This is a genomic window from Enterococcus sp. DIV1208 (assembly GCF_050530455.1).
Taxonomy (GTDB): domain Bacteria; phylum Bacillota; class Bacilli; order Lactobacillales; family Enterococcaceae; genus Enterococcus_B; species Enterococcus_B hirae.
Window position 1 is genome coordinate 2,142,501 of record NZ_CP172887.1, and the last position, 15,309, is coordinate 2,157,809.

A 15,309-nucleotide genomic window follows, 5' to 3' on the forward strand; every position below is an offset into this window, starting at 1 on the left:
CACACGGTTTCAGGTTCTATTTCACTCCCCTTCCGGGGTGCTTTTCACCTTTCCCTCACGGTACTGGTTCACTATCGGTCACTAGGGAGTATTTAGCCTTGGGAGATGGTCCTCCCGGATTCCGACGGAATTCCTCGTGTTCCGCCGTACTCAGGATCCTCCTAGGTGCCTTCCAAATTTCATCTACGGGGTTTTTACCCTCTTTGACTGACTTTTCCAAGTCATTCGACTATCTGAAAGAACTACCATATTGGAGTCCTACAACCCCAATGAGCAAGCTCATTGGTTTGGGCTTTTCCCGTTTCGCTCGCCGCTACTCAGGGAATCGAATTTTCTTTCTCTTCCTGCAGGTACTTAGATGTTTCAGTTCTCTGCGTCTACCTCGAATGCGCTATGTATTCACGCAAACGTAACATCCTATAAAAGATGCTGGGTTCCCCCATTCGGAAATCTCTGGATCATAGCTTACGTACAGCTCCCCAAAGCATATCGGTGTTAGTCCCGTCCTTCATCGGCTCCTAGTGCCAAGGCATCCACCGTGCGCCCTTATTCACTTAACCTTATCAACCTTGCGGTTGGGTTTTGATCTTTCTTCTAGCGATAGAAGTCCGATCAAGAAAATAAGCAATTGAACTTATTAAAAAACTCATTCAACGCGGTGTTCTCGGTTTGTATTACTAATTTACTTCAAATATCCAGTTTTCAATGAACAAAAATATATCTTTGAGAGTAAACCTCTCAAAACTGAACAAAGTGAAAAACAAACAGTGTAGTCTCCGTAATATTCCTTAGAAAGGAGGTGATCCAGCCGCACCTTCCGATACGGCTACCTTGTTACGACTTCACCCCAATCATCTATCCCACCTTAGGCGGCTGGCTCCAAAAGGTTACCTCACCGACTTCGGGTGTTACAAACTCTCGTGGTGTGACGGGCGGTGTGTACAAGGCCCGGGAACGTATTCACCGCGGCGTGCTGATCCGCGATTACTAGCGATTCCGGCTTCATGTAGGCGAGTTGCAGCCTACAATCCGAACTGAGAGAAGCTTTAAGAGATTAGCTTAGCCTCGCGACTTTGCGACTCGTTGTACTTCCCATTGTAGCACGTGTGTAGCCCAGGTCATAAGGGGCATGATGATTTGACGTCATCCCCACCTTCCTCCGGTTTGTCACCGGCAGTCTTGCTAGAGTGCCCAACTAAATGATGGCAACTAACAATAAGGGTTGCGCTCGTTGCGGGACTTAACCCAACATCTCACGACACGAGCTGACGACAACCATGCACCACCTGTCACTTTGCCCCCGAAGGGGAAGCTCTATCTCTAGAGTGGTCAAAGGATGTCAAGACCTGGTAAGGTTCTTCGCGTTGCTTCGAATTAAACCACATGCTCCACCGCTTGTGCGGGCCCCCGTCAATTCCTTTGAGTTTCAACCTTGCGGTCGTACTCCCCAGGCGGAGTGCTTAATGCGTTAGCTGTAGCACTGAAGGGCGGAAACCCTCCAACACTTAGCACTCATCGTTTACGGCGTGGACTACCAGGGTATCTAATCCTGTTTGCTCCCCACGCTTTCGAGCCTCAGCGTCAGTTACAGACCAGAGAGCCGCCTTCGCCACTGGTGTTCCTCCATATATCTACGCATTTCACCGCTACACATGGAATTCCACTCTCCTCTTCTGCACTCAAGTCTCCCAGTTTCCAATGACCCTCCCCGGTTGAGCCGGGGGCTTTCACATCAGACTTAAGAAACCGCCTGCGCTCGCTTTACGCCCAATAAATCCGGACAACGCTTGCCACCTACGTATTACCGCGGCTGCTGGCACGTAGTTAGCCGTGGCTTTCTGGTTAGATACCGTCAAGGGATGAACAGTTACTCTCATCCTTGTTCTTCTCTAACAACAGAGTTTTACGATCCGAAAACCTTCTTCACTCACGCGGCGTTGCTCGGTCAGACTTTCGTCCATTGCCGAAGATTCCCTACTGCTGCCTCCCGTAGGAGTTTGGGCCGTGTCTCAGTCCCAATGTGGCCGATCACCCTCTCAGGTCGGCTATGCATCGTCGCCTTGGTGAGCCGTTACCTCACCAACTAGCTAATGCACCGCGGGTCCATCCATCAGCGACACCCGAAAGCGCCTTTCAAATCGAAACCATGCGGTTTCGATTGTTATACGGTATTAGCACCTGTTTCCAAGTGTTATCCCCTTCTGATGGGCAGGTTACCCACGTGTTACTCACCCGTTCGCCACTCCTCTTTTTCCGGTGGAGCAAGCTCCGGTGGAAAAAGAGGCGTTCGACTTGCATGTATTAGGCACGCCGCCAGCGTTCGTCCTGAGCCAGGATCAAACTCTCATAAAAAGTTCGAACAATCTTGCGATTGTTAAGCTCAATTGTTTGCTAGCATATTGCTTGCTTGTTAAAAATGTTTGTTGTCTTGAATCAATCAAGACGCCCTACACATTTGGTTTGTCTTTGCTTTGTTCAGTTTTCAAAGGTCTACTTGATTAAAAGCTAATCAGTTGAGATTGCCGTAGCAACTTTCATATCATATCAGAGCGACGTTTGTTTGTCAACTCTTTTTAAAAGTTTTTTTCGACTTCGTTTTTCAGAAGTGTTCCAGCAACCCATTTATCATAACTCGTCGTTTGTTATTTGTCAACAACTTTTTTGAAGTTTTTTTCGATAGAATCAAGCTTCGTAAGCTGTCGTTTTTTAACGACTTAGTTATCTTATCATGTGTTTTTAGAAACGTCAAGAACTTTTCTGCTATTTTTTTAGAAAGTTTCATTACGCTGTTTCTTAAATCAACGTTAATAAATTTATCACGTAAACCAAGGTACGTCAACAAACATTTTCACTTAATTTTTCAAAAGAATATTCAAGCAAAAGATCATCATTCGCTTTTACTTCAAAAGAAGCATAAAAAAGTTTGCATTATCGAATATAATCCATGATAAACTGAACGTTTCATCCTTTAAAGAGGACCGGTTACCATAAAAAAAGAAACTTGAATTTTTTTCAAGTTTCTTTTGGTGTCTAATTCTACATTAAAAGAAAGGAACTCCTTCCACTTCGTAAGTGCCAAGGACAGAGCGCATTTGATCTGGGTCTTCCCAAAGATAGCCTTTACCTAAGTCTTCACTTTGACTTTTTTGCTCAGTTTCAAAAACAAACAATGGAACATTTTCGTGATTAATATGTGTATTGGTCAACTCCATCAAATTAATTTTGCTAACATCAATATGAACGATTTCTTTTAAAAAGCTAAGTATGTTTGCTAACCCCGTCTTTTCTTCTGAAAGCTCTGCTAATGCAAACTCCAGCTTGTCATCAATTGAATGGACTAAAAATTTTTTTGATCCATCCTCCAAATGCAACATGATTGTACCAGCTACTTTTTTGCTTGCCAAAATTTCCACCTCGATCAACTTGTTCTGTGGTTTACATAAAAATTCTAGCACATTTTCAGAAAAAATACACTTTTTATTTCTTATTTTCTTTCTGTTCTAGTTCTTCTAGTGCTTCGTCCACCCATTTTGGTAGTTGTTCCGCAATCGTGGCAAACCCGATCTTTTTATTTTTATTCGTAAAGTATCTTTTCCTTCGATAAGGAATAACAGGGCTCTTCTTCTCCAACGTACGTAACGACAAACTAATTTTTTTTGAATATTCATCAATATCAATGATTTGAACAGTTACTGGTTGACCAACTTTTAACAATGTGTGAATACTTTTCGTGTAACCTGATTGTACTTCTGATACGTGAATCAAGCCTTGTGTTTCCTCGTCTAAAGACACAAATGCACCATAAGGCTGTATTCCAGTTATTTTTCCTTTAATTATTTGTCCAATTTTATATGTCATGTACTTCCCTCTCTTTGCATTTATCATTATACTGTAAATGATTTAAAAAAAGAAGTTTTGAAAATACTCAATAGAAAAAGGGGTCCTTTAGATGAGTGAATTTGACAAGAAAGTTTCAAGAAGACATACCGATAGCGTAAAATGGGATTCAATTAAAGAAACCTATCAAAGAGACGACTTATTGCCTTTATGGGTTGCAGACATGGATTTTTTATCACCTGTTGGAGTAAAAAAAGCTTTTGAAAATTATGTTTCTCAAGGTCTTTTTGGTTACTCTACCGTTTCAGAAAAATTATATCACGCAGTCATCAATTGGGAAAAACAACAGCATCAGGTATCTTTAACAAAAGAACACATTGTCTTTACTAGCGGTGTTTTATCTAGTTTAGCTGTTGCAATTCAAACTTTTACTGAACCAGGTGACAGTGTGCTGATCCATGACCCCGTTTACCCACCTTTTTCTGCAATCGTCGAGAGTAATCACCGTCAGCTTATACGGAGTCAATTAATTGAACAAAACAATAAATTCATGATGGACTTTCAAGATATGGAAAAAAAGATCGTTGAACAACAAGTAAAAGTGGTAATCCTTTGTAATCCCCACAATCCAGGGGGGCGTGTTTGGACTAAAGAAGAATTATCACAACTAAGCGAACTATGTTTGAAACACAAAGTGCTGCTTTTTAGTGATGAAATTCATCAAGACTTAGTTTTTTCAACGAACCATTTTAACTCGATGTTAACGATTGATGAAACACTAAGTCAGTCTTTAATCACGTTTACTTCGGCAACCAAGACCTTTAATTTAGCAGCGATTAAAAACTCAATGGTGTTTATAAAAAATCCTAAATTAAAAGAACATTTTGAACAGCGGTTACTAATGAATCAGCAACAAGATATAAATACTTTTGGTCTAATCGGTACACAAGCTGCTTACGAAACGGGTAGAGAATGGCTTAGTCAACTGCTTCCTTATATAGAAAAAAACGCGGCCACTGCCACTTCTTTTTTTGAAAAACATTTACCTCAACTAGGTGTGATGACGATTGAAGGAACGTATTTGATGTGGTTAGATTTTTCTGCTTATGAAGCGAATGACGAGTTGCTAGAACAAACATTGATTACCAAAGGAAAAGTTGTTTTAAATCCTGGCATCTCATTTGGTCCTGCCGGTCATGCTCATATGCGATTGAATTTAGCTTGTCCGGAAGAAACACTACTAGATGGATTGATGCGGATAAAAAAAGCCTTCACATAAAAAAACAAAAGCATTTTTGACGACTTTTAAACGAGGTTCTATTCTAATTAGAAATAAAATAAACCAACTGGGTCAATGATTGAAACCAGTTGGTTTATTTTGTGATTAGTTAATAATTAAAATGTCTTACTATTGCGAGTGATTATTCTGATACTTCAACTTTCTCGATCACTACATCATGTACTGGACGATCTTGTGGACCACGTTGTACGTTAGCAATTTCGTCTACGGTAGTCATGCCATCAATCACATGACCAAATACAGTATGACGGAAATCTAGCCAAGGTGTCCCACCACCTTTGTATGCTTCGATGATTTCAGCCGGGAAGCCTGCACCTTCTAATTGATCTAGCATATTCGCTGGTACATTTTCATTATTCACGATAAAGAACTGGCTACCGTTTGTATTTGGTCCAGAGTTAGCCATCGATAACGCCCCACGTAAGTTGAACAACTCACGACTAAATTCATCTTCAAAACTTTCACCATAGATACTTTCGCCACCCATACCTGTACCAGTTGGATCGCCACCTTGAATCATAAAATCAGGGATGACACGGTGGAAAATTACTCCGTCGTAATATCCTTTTTTAGCAAGTTCAATAAAATTTTTAACTGTTTTAGGCGCTAATTCTGGGAATAATTGGACCGTAATATCACCACGGTTTGTTTTTATTACTGCCTTTGGTCCTTTTTCATTTTCTAAGCTTAATTGTGGGAATACCATATCTTTTTCCTCCTAAAAATTATTCCTTCATTGGTAATAATAACATATTCTCTCTATTCGCTGTTACATGAAACTTAAGAAAACAAAAAGACTCATCCTTATGTAAAAATGATTATATACTTTTTATCAAATGATAGATACTTTTCTGCGTTTCTCTGACTTAAAAAATAATCCACGAGTATTTTTAAATATGTGAACCAGTAGATTTCACGAGAGATCGTTTTCGCTTCTGCCCCAATCTCCTTGAGAATTAGAAATAAATCATTTGTTTGAGAAGTATTCTCAATTAAATTCTGCTATAGTGTGGGTATGAGGAGGAAGTTTTCTATGGAAATCTATGATATTACAATTATCGGTGCAGGACCAGTAGGGATGTTTGCAGCGTTTTACGCAGGTATGCGTCAAGCAAAAACTCAGATCATTGACAGTTTACCTCAACTAGGTGGGCAATTAGCAACGCTTTACCCAGAAAAATATATTTATGATATTCCCGGCTATCCCGCCGTGAAAGCCAGTGACTTAGTAGCAAATCTGGAAAAACAGTTAACCACATTCAATCACTCTTTTCATTTGAATGAGGAAGTTCTTTCTATTACTAAAGAAGATGAAATAATTGAAATCACAACTACTAAAGGAATCCACTATTCAAAAGCAGTCATTTTGACTTTAGGAAGCGGTTCTTTTCAACCTAGAAAATTAAATGTACCAGAAGCAACAACTTATGAGCATCACGGTCTCGATTATTTTGTGAACGATTTAATGAAATATGCTGGTAAAAAAGTAGCAATTGCAGGTGGTGGTGATTCAGCAATTGATTGGGCATTGATGCTAGAACCGATTGCGAGTGAAGTTTATCTTATCCATCGCCGGCCAGAATTTAGAGCTCATGAGCATAGTGTAAACTTATTGAAAGCTTCATCAGTCAATCTTTTAACTCCCTATCTCATTGATGAATTATCTGGAAAAAATGGGGAATTGACTGCTGTTCGCTTAAAACGGGTAAAAAGCGAGGAAACAATTGAGTTACTGATTGATTCATTGATTGTTAATTATGGGTTCACCTCAAATCTAGAACATCTTTCAACATGGGGACTTGAAAGTACCAGAAATGCAATTTCAGTAAACTCAGATATGTCAACCTCGATACCAGGCGTTTATGCTGCTGGCGATATCTGTTCTTACAAAGGAAAAGTAAAATTGATCGCTACTGGATTTGGCGAAGCACCTACAGCTGTCAATAATGCGTTACACTTTATTAACCCTAAAGAACGCACACAACCTGGACATAGTACCAGTTTATATGATAAAAAAGTTCCTCCGAAATAGGATAGCTTGTGTGATTTTTGACCATTTTGTCCAAAGCAGAGGAGACAACATTTGTTTCTTGCTTTTTTATTTGGTAGGCTAACAATATAGTTGATTCACAGAAGCAAAAGGAGGAAGAAAATGGTTATCAAAACTGAAACGCTAGAAGAAAAAGCACGTGAATTGCTCAATGAGCGTGGAGTAACCCTTGAAGACATTGCTGAGCTAGTGATGTTTTTACAAAAAGATTACATTACTGATCTTACTTTAGCAGATTGTATCCAAAGTGTTCACGCTGTCTTAACCAAACGTGAAGTCCATAACGCGATCATAACTGGGGTTCAATTAGATATTTTAGCAGAAGAAAATAAGTTGATGTCACCGCTCCAACATATCATTGAAGATGATGAAGGACTGTATGGGATCGATGAAATACTAGCCTTATCAATTGTAAATGTCTATGGGACAATCGGTTTCACTAATTATGGCTATATCGATAAAGTAAAGCCTGGTATTTTACAAAAATTAAATAGCCATGACGGAAAAAATGTGCATACTTTCTTGGATGACATCGTGGGTGCAATCGCTGCCTCTGCTGCCAGTCGTCTTGCTCACCAAGAGCCAGAAAAACGCAGTCGTTTGACTCAATAAGAGGTTGTGAAAGAAGCGATCAGCTCCGAGCGAATAAGAGAGGATTTTTTAAAATAGCTTCTCATATTTTGAAAAATTCAGGCTTATTTCAAGGAGCCGATGTTTGAACACCGTTTAGAGAAAGAGGTTGTGAAAAGAGCGTTTTGTCCTGAGTATTAAGGATGAAAATCTCGAAACAGCTTTTCATGTTTTGAGATTTTTTGACTTAATACCGAAGGACAGCTCTTTGAACACCGTGAATCAGAGGTTGTGAAAACATCGTATAGCTCCGATGACAATAAGAAAGAATTTTTTAAAATAGCTTCTCATATTTTGAAAAATTCAGGCTTATTTCAAGGAGCTGATGTTTGAACACCGTTTAGAGAAAGAGGTTGTGAAAAGAGCGTTTTGTCCTGAGTATTAAGGACGAAAATCTCGAAACAGCTTTTCATGTTTTGAGATTTTTTGACTTAATACCGAAGGACAGCTCTTTGAACACCGTTTAAAGCAAAAACCCGAGACAATCTCCTTGTCTCGGGCTTTTTTTATTCTGTTGAAACAAAATAGGCATTATGATTTGTTCTATTCTATGTTTGATTTTAACTTCTTTTTAGCTCTCTTTTTCCAATGATCACAAAAAAAGCAAAAAAGAGTTCAATTAAAATAAAAAATAAAATAAAACTATGCATAAAAAATTGTTCTGGTAAGACGTTAATGATTGGATCGGTTGTCGGATCAAACAACCAATCGTCGTTGTTAAAAAATGTTTCATGGAACAAGATAAAAAAGCGATCAAATCCTACCAACATAAAAAAGCCAAAAACAATCGGTACGAGCATTCCAATCTTAAACGGTTGAACTAAACGCCAAAAACGCTTATGACGTTTCAGATAAAAAAGATAGTAGATACTAGGTATCAACGTCAGCAGCAGCACAAAATAGTTAAGTAAAAAAAGTTTTTTGACTTCATAAAAATGATGTGCCCCACTTGTAGAAATAGGAAAATTTTGCAGACTTAATTCCTTCTGAAAAGGATTATTTAAATAAGCCATTAATTGATCAAAATTTTTCAATAAAGTTTCTTGATCAAGCGTAGTATGATCCAATATGTTCAGATATTTGATGTCTAGTTCATAGAGAAAGCGAAAATTGATTGTTATCGCGATCGCCAGACTGATCAGCATGAAGAATAGACAAACCAAACCAGCATATTCTCCCCACACCCATTTTGTTTTTCTCATTCTAGAAACTCCACTCATCTAACGAACGGAGAACGTGTGTAGCAGGTACCGGTAATAAAGGTACATCCTCAGCTTTCGTAAATCCTGAGAGCACCAACAACGTATCAATCCCATTTCGAATCCCTGCTTGGATGTCTGTTTCATAGTTGTCTCCAACCATGATGACATCTGCTTTCGTTAAATCTAATTTTTCTACCGCCTTATCCATAATGATCGCTTCTGGTTTGCCAATATAAATCGGTGGCGTCTGCGTAGCTGTCTCCACAAACGAAATTACCGATCCTGCACCCGGCAGCAACCCACGCTCAGTTGGAATATTTTTATCTGGATTTGTTCCAATAAATGTTGCCCCTTTTTGGATTGCAAGAGTCGCTTTGACTACTTTTTCATACGTCAGATAATTATCTAGACCGACTACTACATAATCGGGATTTTCTTCGTCCCAGACAAATCCTGCTTCTAAAATCAAATCGATCAAACCAGCTTCACCTATGGCATAAAACGTGTTTCCTTTCCCGGCAGCGTGCATAAAATCGATCGTTGCTAAAGAAGCTGTATAAACAGTTTCAGGGCTAACGTGTATATCAAATTCATCTGCCAAGCGATTTGCTACTGCTTGTGGACTTTTTGTGGTGTTATTCGTAACAAACAGAAAAGGCTGTTTTTTTGCCTGAAGAGCCTCCACAAAACGTTTCCCAGCAGGTATAGGTTCAGTCCCCCGATAAATCGTTCCATCTAAATCAATCAAATATCCTTTATAATCCATCTTTACTCTTCCCTTTGTCTTATCGTAAAATTAGTGTTGGCTTTTGGTTTAGTTGATGTTTTTTCAGTCTTTTTTTGTTCTGTTTTTCTTTTTTTGATGACCGGTTTTTTGTGATTTGAAGAAACGGGTCCTTTTTTCTCATCAATGTACGCACGATGTTGGTTTTGATTTTTCTTTTTTCTTCGGCGAGGAGTATTTTTTTCCTTCTTACCTCCGATTTGTTCAATCACAAAATAAGCGCAACCAAAATTACAATACTCATACAAATAATCTTCCAAAGCATCAATTCGTTGGTCGGGATGAGCACGTCTGTTATCTACACGGAAAAATCCTTTTAATCTTAGTTGTTCATAGCCCCAATCACCAACGATATAGTCATAACGCGACAAGACTTCACTATATCTTTCGCCAAGTTTTTCTGGATTGAACCCCTCTCGATGATCCTTTACTAGGCGATAGTGCTGTTCGCCAATCAAAAAATTCTTCTCATCGATGAAAGTAATGATTTCTCCCTTTACTTTCTCCGGTTTGGGTTCTTCGATAATTTCTTCTAACACGGCGGTGATTTCTTCTGTCACCGTATGGTCCTCGACATTTTTCGCTGTCTGTTTTTCTTTTGTTTTAGCTTCAACGGCGTGTTGCTCTTTTTGTTTTGCCGACATGCTTTCACCACCTATCATTCCTATTATACCTTGTTTTTATTTTATTGGATAGTGAGCATTTAAGTATTCCCCTACTGCGCTACGAATAAATTCCGGAAATAAAAATTCATTTTCACCAGCAATCTCAATCGTTGGAAAGAAAGGTACAAACATAAAATGATCCACTGTTGTAAATGTATATCGACGCTCGTTATCTATCGGCTGATTCAGCCAGTGAACTTGATGATTCACTGCATCATAAGAGATCCCACTATAAACCACTTGTCCAAAAATTTTTCCCCGAAATCCCATACCTCTGATTGGGTAATTGCGTAAAAAGGCACGATTTTTTTCGATTTCTAATACCAATCGAATCAAATCACTTCCTTTAAGTGTGACATTCAGTAAATGCATTGGATGAGGCAATGCCGTATGCAGTTGATCCTGATTGATCAGCCCTGCTGGTAATCCAGTTAAAAACAACCCACTATTTAGCATTGCGCCTTGTGTTTGCCCACGATACTTGACTGCTTCTAACGCCTCATAGATAAAAGAATGTTCCGCAAAAATATCTACTGATAAATCATAAGGTAACTTGGCTACTTTTTTTGCCGCTAATAGTTCGTGCCCTTTAGTTAAATAATCTTGGCTTTCCTGCTCATCTTCAATAAACGTCATCATCGTTTCTGTTGGGATAGCCCGAGCTGATTTTTGGATGATGTTTTTATGCTCATCAACGGTGAGATGAACCTCTCCAACGTATTGTCCATATTTTCCCGCTGCTGCAAGCTGAACACCATTAACGATTTGACCATCAATCAGCAAATGATGCGTATGTGATCCTAAGATTACATCGATTGATGGAAGTTCTTGGGCAATTTGACGATCGTCTTGGATACCTAGATGGCTCATCAATACCAAGATGTCTACTTTTGGTCTTAGTTCTTCCACTAATTCAGGCAAAATATCATAAGGGTTTCTGATATCCCAACCATTTGGACTATAAGTTAAGGGAAAAGGAGCCGTCAAAGCCAGTAAGCCGATTTTAGTCTGTTGAGGAGTTTCAATGATCTTGTACTTTTTTGCCCATTTCGGCGGTTGCAACAGATGTTTATCAAACAAATTATCCAATAAAATATCAAAGTTTGCCTGATCATAAAGATGATTCAATTGATCCTTGGCATTTCCCACGCCTTCATTATTACCTATCGTCACAGCATCATAACCTACGTTATTCATTAGTTCAACATTTGCTTGTCCATCGGTTGCTTCTGATAGCGGGTGCCAGCGATCAACAAAGTCACCTAAATCAACAGTGATGGTCGTGGTATTTTCTTTTTTTTCGTTTTCACGCTTTTTTTGCTCAATAAACCTTCTGATTTTAGGCCAGTTTTCTAGATGCGAGTGTAAATCATTCGTATGTAATAGAACTATTTTTTCCATCTTATTCTTTCGCCTCACTTTTCTTTATCATACCATAGGCTTTTTCTTTGTTCACTTTGAAAGATTTTAAAGAAAATCAAATTCCTCCGCTGTGAATAGACCCCATTCTAAACGTTAGCCTTGTGGATAATATCGGATCAAGCTAATAATCAGTCTATCCCTAGCTAGCGATTTAGGGTAGAAAAGTGATGAAAAAATACGTTACAGCAAAACATGATTAATAGACATAATTCTATTGGCATTGCCCATTCATTCGTCAGCTAACTTTCAATCAAATCGACAGAAATAAGCCGTAGAATTTCCAATATACGCAGGACGAATGTCGGAATTCTTCGGCTTATTTCTTAAAACTAACTCTTCTATCACTACTTCTTCAGTAATAATCAAGTAGTAATCAAGTAGTAATCAGTTTCTCATTTTTCTCTTTTCAGACAACTAATTAAAGTTTTTTTAATCAAAAAATTGATTAGATGCAGCTATCCCGATTTGTAGACGATCCAATGGTTCGCCAAACATCCCTGCCCAGCCATCGTAGCCAGCAATAGAGGTGCCATCATCACAACATACTCCTAGCCAACCAGCTCGGGCGGTCGTTTGTGAACGGTAGTAGGCTTGCGATAATGTCTTACCTGTAGGTGTTGTATAGTAAAGTTGCACACCATCGATGGCTTCACCAGGATTTCCTGCACATCCATTGACCATATCATTTGGATCACCTTTGCTGACCCAATCTAACCAACCACTTTTTACCGTATGGACTCGATAACGAATCGTTCCCGCATCTACTTTGATATAAAGCATGTCATGTTGATTATTTGGCAATCCTGAAAAACCGTTGGAATCGACATCATTGAAATTGGTAATTTCTCCTAACCAACTTCCGCCCAACACACGTAACCCATAGTGAACATTGGTAGAAAAACTTCCCCCATTATTTACCCCTGGTGAATAAGTAAATAAAGGATTGGATTTCGCAATCACGATTTGCAGACGGTCTAGCGGTTCGCCAAACATCCCCGCCCAACCATCATAACCGACGATCGATGTTCCATCATCGCAACAAGTTTGTAACCAGTCAGCACGAGCGGTCGTTTGTGAACGGTAATATGCTTGTGAATAAGTTTCTCCAGCAGGTGTTGTGTAATAAATTTGTACACCATCAATCGCTTCTCCAGGATTCCCTGCACATCCATTGACCATGTCATTTGGATCACCTTTACTAACCCAATCTAACCAACCGCTTGTCATCGTGTGTACTCGATAACGTAATGTTCCTTTATCAACCTTGATATATAGCATATCGTGTTGATGATTCGGTAATCCTGAAAAACCATTAGAATCTGAATTGTTAAAGTTAGTGATTTCTCCTAACCAAGCTCCCCCCAACACTCGTAAACTATAATGAACATTTGTCGAAAATGAAGGTGGCGTTGGGTCATTAGTCATTCCTGTTGAACTTGATTGATTAAAACCGCCAGAAAAACGCCAAACTTCATAATAATGAAACCCATTTGCAACGATATAATTTTTATCAAAACGTAATTCTTGAATCGCAGTATTTTTTTCTCCTTGCGTATAGTAACAAGTTGAAGTGATGTTTTTACCACCACCAGTAATCACACCTGTATGTCCAATCGCACCACCTGAATCAGCCATCGAGGACCCACCCACCAGAAAGTAAAACAATATCCTCATCTTTCAGCTGAGAGAGATTGGAAGCGTTTGAATTTCCGACTAAAACTAATACATAACCACATCTCTGGAGATAACCACCAAGGGTAACCGTATTATATAAATAGCTATAAGGAATTCCAGAGCTGTCTTTGACTGCTTGAGTAATACTTCCAGAACAATCTGCCGTTCCATCTGTACCGTTTCTTGAGCCAGTCATGGAATAGGTTATCTGTCCACGATGTTTATTGAACCAATCCACGACTTTTGTTCGGTTTAATTGTTGGTACCAGTATCTAGCTTGTTGCGCTCTTGCTGGTTGGTTTGCATTTGCCGGTCTTTCATAATATTGAATGAAAATATTCGCCAGTTCTTCTGGAGATTTGTTACTTGTCTTAAATTGTTGAAACGTCATAGATATATTATAAAATTGTTGATTGTTTGCTACCTCCCACTCAATACGTTTGCATTGAGAAATGACGTCTTTGTAATTTAATCCATTCGCATTTGCCCAATTGATATATTTAGATGCTGGTGTCCATTGCACTAGTCCGTATCCACCAGACATATTTCCGACAATGTCGCTCTCCCATCGGTCGGCAATAATGCCACTTTCTGATTGCATGTTCCCTAATAATCCAGCAACTGCGGTTTTTGACCAACCTTGACTGACCAAGTAATCCCAAATTGTTTTTGCTGTTTCAAATTGTCCCATAATAATTGTTCGCTCCTTACTTTCAATCATTTTTTCATATTAGTTGCGCCTTTAAATGTACACAGCTTATTACTTACTGTTATCTTTCATCCTCCTAAAAAATTATTTTGATCATTTGATTCGAATCACATAGATATGTGAGCTATTTTAGTGATTTGTGACAGAAAAAATAAAATCTTTCACTTTTTTCTAAAAAGCTGTGCCTAGGTTGCTTTGTTAGTAAATAAAAAAGTCATTATCACGTAGTATCTCAGTAAATTCACTTTGATCCTTCCTAATCGTTCTCTGTTTCGTTATTGTTTTGGTTTCATTTTGTCTTGAATTGATTTTAAAATCCCCTCAAAATAAGTCGTTACTTCTGACTCAGCAATATTGGTCAAAATGCTCCCAATCTCAGTGAAAATCAGGCAAGTCGTAAAAACCTTTACTAACGTAAATTCAAAATGAACGCCGTTTTGGATCAACACAAAATCAACGACTCCCGTCAGGATCAATAACACAAAATGACTGAGTTTTTTCCAAAGTCCTCGCCAACTTAGCGTTGAATACCAAACATGATTGACTTTTGCTTTAAGCCAACCTGTTATGAGATCTAATAGAACCACTAGAAAAAAACTGTGAATTAATGCTTGATCATTAGCAAAGACTTTCGTTAATGCCGTCATACTAACACCTCCTTTTAAACGTAATGACTGCGAAAGAAATGCCCTCAATAACAGACATTAGTTTGCAGTTTTGAGTCCCTTGCTTTTAGCTTTCATCATTTGTTTGATACACTATTCTTCTTTTTACATTGTCAGACCTTCCTTTCACTACTTTGCTAAAGATTTTTGTTTCCATTTAGATATGTTGGAAAATAATAAAATTTGTGACAAAAAAAAGAATCATTTGAGCAAAATCACTCAAATGATTCTTTCAACTTTTCACTGTTCTTAAGTCAACTTATTCGTTCACTATTAAATTTAGAGCTGTCATTTTATCAAGTTCTCTGCATATTCAAAAAAAGAATTTCACAAAATATTCGTTGTGAATATTTGTAAAATCCATATTTCAG

General features: G+C 38.6%; 13 protein-coding genes and 2 rRNA genes (1 of these 15 cut by a window edge). 3 read left to right on the forward strand and 12 right to left on the reverse strand.

Annotation, left to right across the window (positions count from 1 at the left end; translation table 11 throughout):
* The 4 genes from IGK91_RS09865 to IGK91_RS09880 form a co-directional block, all read right to left on the reverse strand.
* Nucleotides 1-560, reverse strand: a 23S ribosomal RNA gene (locus IGK91_RS09865) (it extends 2,354 nt beyond the left edge of the window).
* A 232-nt stretch (nucleotides 561-792) separates the two neighbouring features.
* A 16S ribosomal RNA gene (locus tag IGK91_RS09870) occupies nucleotides 793-2,352 on the reverse strand.
* Together the 16S and 23S rRNA genes form the textbook arrangement of a ribosomal RNA operon.
* Before the next feature lie 689 nt (nucleotides 2,353-3,041).
* On the reverse strand, nucleotides 3,042-3,404 hold the full coding sequence (locus IGK91_RS09875; protein ID WP_010720718.1) for a hypothetical protein: 363 nt from the start codon (nucleotides 3,402-3,404) through the stop codon (nucleotides 3,042-3,044).
* A gap of 73 nt (nucleotides 3,405-3,477) precedes the next feature.
* Nucleotides 3,478-3,858: a CvfD/Ygs/GSP13 family RNA-binding post-transcriptional regulator gene (locus IGK91_RS09880; protein WP_010720719.1), complete on the reverse strand. Its 381-nt coding sequence runs from the start codon at nucleotides 3,856-3,858 to the stop codon at nucleotides 3,478-3,480.
* A 91-nt stretch (nucleotides 3,859-3,949) separates the two neighbouring features.
* On the opposite strand from IGK91_RS09880, the gene IGK91_RS09885 reads away from it, so the two are divergent.
* Entirely contained in the window at nucleotides 3,950-5,116 is a 1,167-nt protein-coding gene (locus tag IGK91_RS09885) for a MalY/PatB family protein (protein WP_081123348.1), read from the forward strand.
* A 142-nt stretch (nucleotides 5,117-5,258) separates the two neighbouring features.
* Here the strand turns inward: IGK91_RS09885 and IGK91_RS09890 are convergent, their stop codons facing one another.
* Complete coding sequence (locus tag IGK91_RS09890; protein WP_010720721.1) at nucleotides 5,259-5,843, reverse strand: peptidylprolyl isomerase; 585 nt, start codon at nucleotides 5,841-5,843, stop codon at nucleotides 5,259-5,261.
* Between the two features lie 327 nt (nucleotides 5,844-6,170).
* Between IGK91_RS09890 and IGK91_RS09895 the strand changes: the two genes are divergently transcribed.
* Together IGK91_RS09895 and IGK91_RS09900 are read left to right on the forward strand one after the other, a co-directional pair.
* Nucleotides 6,171-7,169 (forward strand): NAD(P)/FAD-dependent oxidoreductase, encoded by a 999-nt coding sequence (locus tag IGK91_RS09895; RefSeq protein ID WP_430605295.1) that lies wholly within the window; start codon nucleotides 6,171-6,173, stop codon nucleotides 7,167-7,169.
* 120 nt (nucleotides 7,170-7,289) lie between these two features.
* On the forward strand, nucleotides 7,290-7,799 hold the full coding sequence (locus IGK91_RS09900; RefSeq protein ID WP_010720723.1) for a phosphatidylglycerophosphatase A family protein: 510 nt from the start codon (nucleotides 7,290-7,292) through the stop codon (nucleotides 7,797-7,799).
* Nucleotides 7,800-8,377: 578 nt separating this feature from the next.
* Here IGK91_RS09900 and IGK91_RS09905 read toward each other — a convergent pair.
* The 7 genes from IGK91_RS09905 to IGK91_RS09935 all read right to left on the reverse strand — a co-directional run bounded on the left by IGK91_RS09905 (nucleotide 8,378) and on the right by IGK91_RS09935 (nucleotide 14,920).
* Nucleotides 8,378-9,019, reverse strand: a complete 642-nt coding sequence (locus IGK91_RS09905) for a TIGR01906 family membrane protein (RefSeq protein WP_010737201.1) — start codon at nucleotides 9,017-9,019, stop codon at nucleotides 8,378-8,380.
* 1 nt (nucleotide 9,020) lies between these two features.
* Entirely contained in the window at nucleotides 9,021-9,785 is a 765-nt protein-coding gene (locus tag IGK91_RS09910; RefSeq protein WP_181934388.1) for a TIGR01457 family HAD-type hydrolase, read from the reverse strand.
* 2 nt (nucleotides 9,786-9,787) lie between these two features.
* A complete protein-coding gene (locus IGK91_RS09915; RefSeq protein WP_010720726.1) occupies nucleotides 9,788-10,447 on the reverse strand; it encodes a YutD family protein in 660 nt (219 codons plus the stop codon).
* A 36-nt stretch (nucleotides 10,448-10,483) separates the two neighbouring features.
* Entirely contained in the window at nucleotides 10,484-11,869 is a 1,386-nt protein-coding gene (locus IGK91_RS09920) for a bifunctional metallophosphatase/5'-nucleotidase (RefSeq protein ID WP_181934389.1), read from the reverse strand.
* Nucleotides 11,870-12,319: 450 nt separating this feature from the next.
* On the reverse strand, nucleotides 12,320-13,525 hold the full coding sequence (locus IGK91_RS09925; protein WP_240187597.1) for a hypothetical protein: 1,206 nt from the start codon (nucleotides 13,523-13,525) through the stop codon (nucleotides 12,320-12,322).
* Nucleotides 13,518-14,255 (reverse strand): phage tail tip lysozyme, encoded by a 738-nt coding sequence (locus tag IGK91_RS09930; protein ID WP_228022568.1) that lies wholly within the window; start codon nucleotides 14,253-14,255, stop codon nucleotides 13,518-13,520. The genes IGK91_RS09925 and IGK91_RS09930 overlap by 8 nt, the downstream gene beginning before the upstream one ends.
* Before the next feature lie 293 nt (nucleotides 14,256-14,548).
* On the reverse strand, nucleotides 14,549-14,920 hold the full coding sequence (locus IGK91_RS09935) for a phage holin family protein (protein ID WP_010737197.1): 372 nt from the start codon (nucleotides 14,918-14,920) through the stop codon (nucleotides 14,549-14,551).
* Between the last annotated feature and the right edge of the window lie 389 nt (nucleotides 14,921-15,309).

Excerpts from the sequence above, each read along its gene's own strand:
- IGK91_RS09880 (WP_010720719.1), bottom strand. The coding sequence starts at position 3,858 with ATGACATATAAAATTGGACAAATAATTAAAGGAAAAATAACTGGAATA.
- IGK91_RS09885 (WP_081123348.1), top strand. The coding sequence starts at position 3,950 with ATGAGTGAATTTGACAAGAAAGTTTCAAGAAGACATACCGATAGCGTA.
- IGK91_RS09890 (WP_010720721.1), bottom strand. The coding sequence starts at position 5,843 with ATGGTATTCCCACAATTAAGCTTAGAAAATGAAAAAGGACCAAAGGCA.
- IGK91_RS09895 (WP_430605295.1), top strand. The coding sequence starts at position 6,171 with ATGGAAATCTATGATATTACAATTATCGGTGCAGGACCAGTAGGGATG.
- IGK91_RS09900 (WP_010720723.1), top strand. The coding sequence starts at position 7,290 with ATGGTTATCAAAACTGAAACGCTAGAAGAAAAAGCACGTGAATTGCTC.
- IGK91_RS09905 (WP_010737201.1), bottom strand. The coding sequence starts at position 9,019 with ATGAGAAAAACAAAATGGGTGTGGGGAGAATATGCTGGTTTGGTTTGT.
- IGK91_RS09910 (WP_181934388.1), bottom strand. The coding sequence starts at position 9,785 with ATGGATTATAAAGGATATTTGATTGATTTAGATGGAACGATTTATCGG.
- IGK91_RS09915 (WP_010720726.1), bottom strand. The coding sequence starts at position 10,447 with ATGTCGGCAAAACAAAAAGAGCAACACGCCGTTGAAGCTAAAACAAAA.
- IGK91_RS09920 (WP_181934389.1), bottom strand. The coding sequence starts at position 11,869 with ATGGAAAAAATAGTTCTATTACATACGAATGATTTACACTCGCATCTA.
- IGK91_RS09925 (WP_240187597.1), bottom strand. The coding sequence starts at position 13,525 with ATGGCTGATTCAGGTGGTGCGATTGGACATACAGGTGTGATTACTGGT.
- IGK91_RS09930 (WP_228022568.1), bottom strand. The coding sequence starts at position 14,255 with ATGGGACAATTTGAAACAGCAAAAACAATTTGGGATTACTTGGTCAGT.
- IGK91_RS09935 (WP_010737197.1), bottom strand. The coding sequence starts at position 14,920 with ATGACGGCATTAACGAAAGTCTTTGCTAATGATCAAGCATTAATTCAC.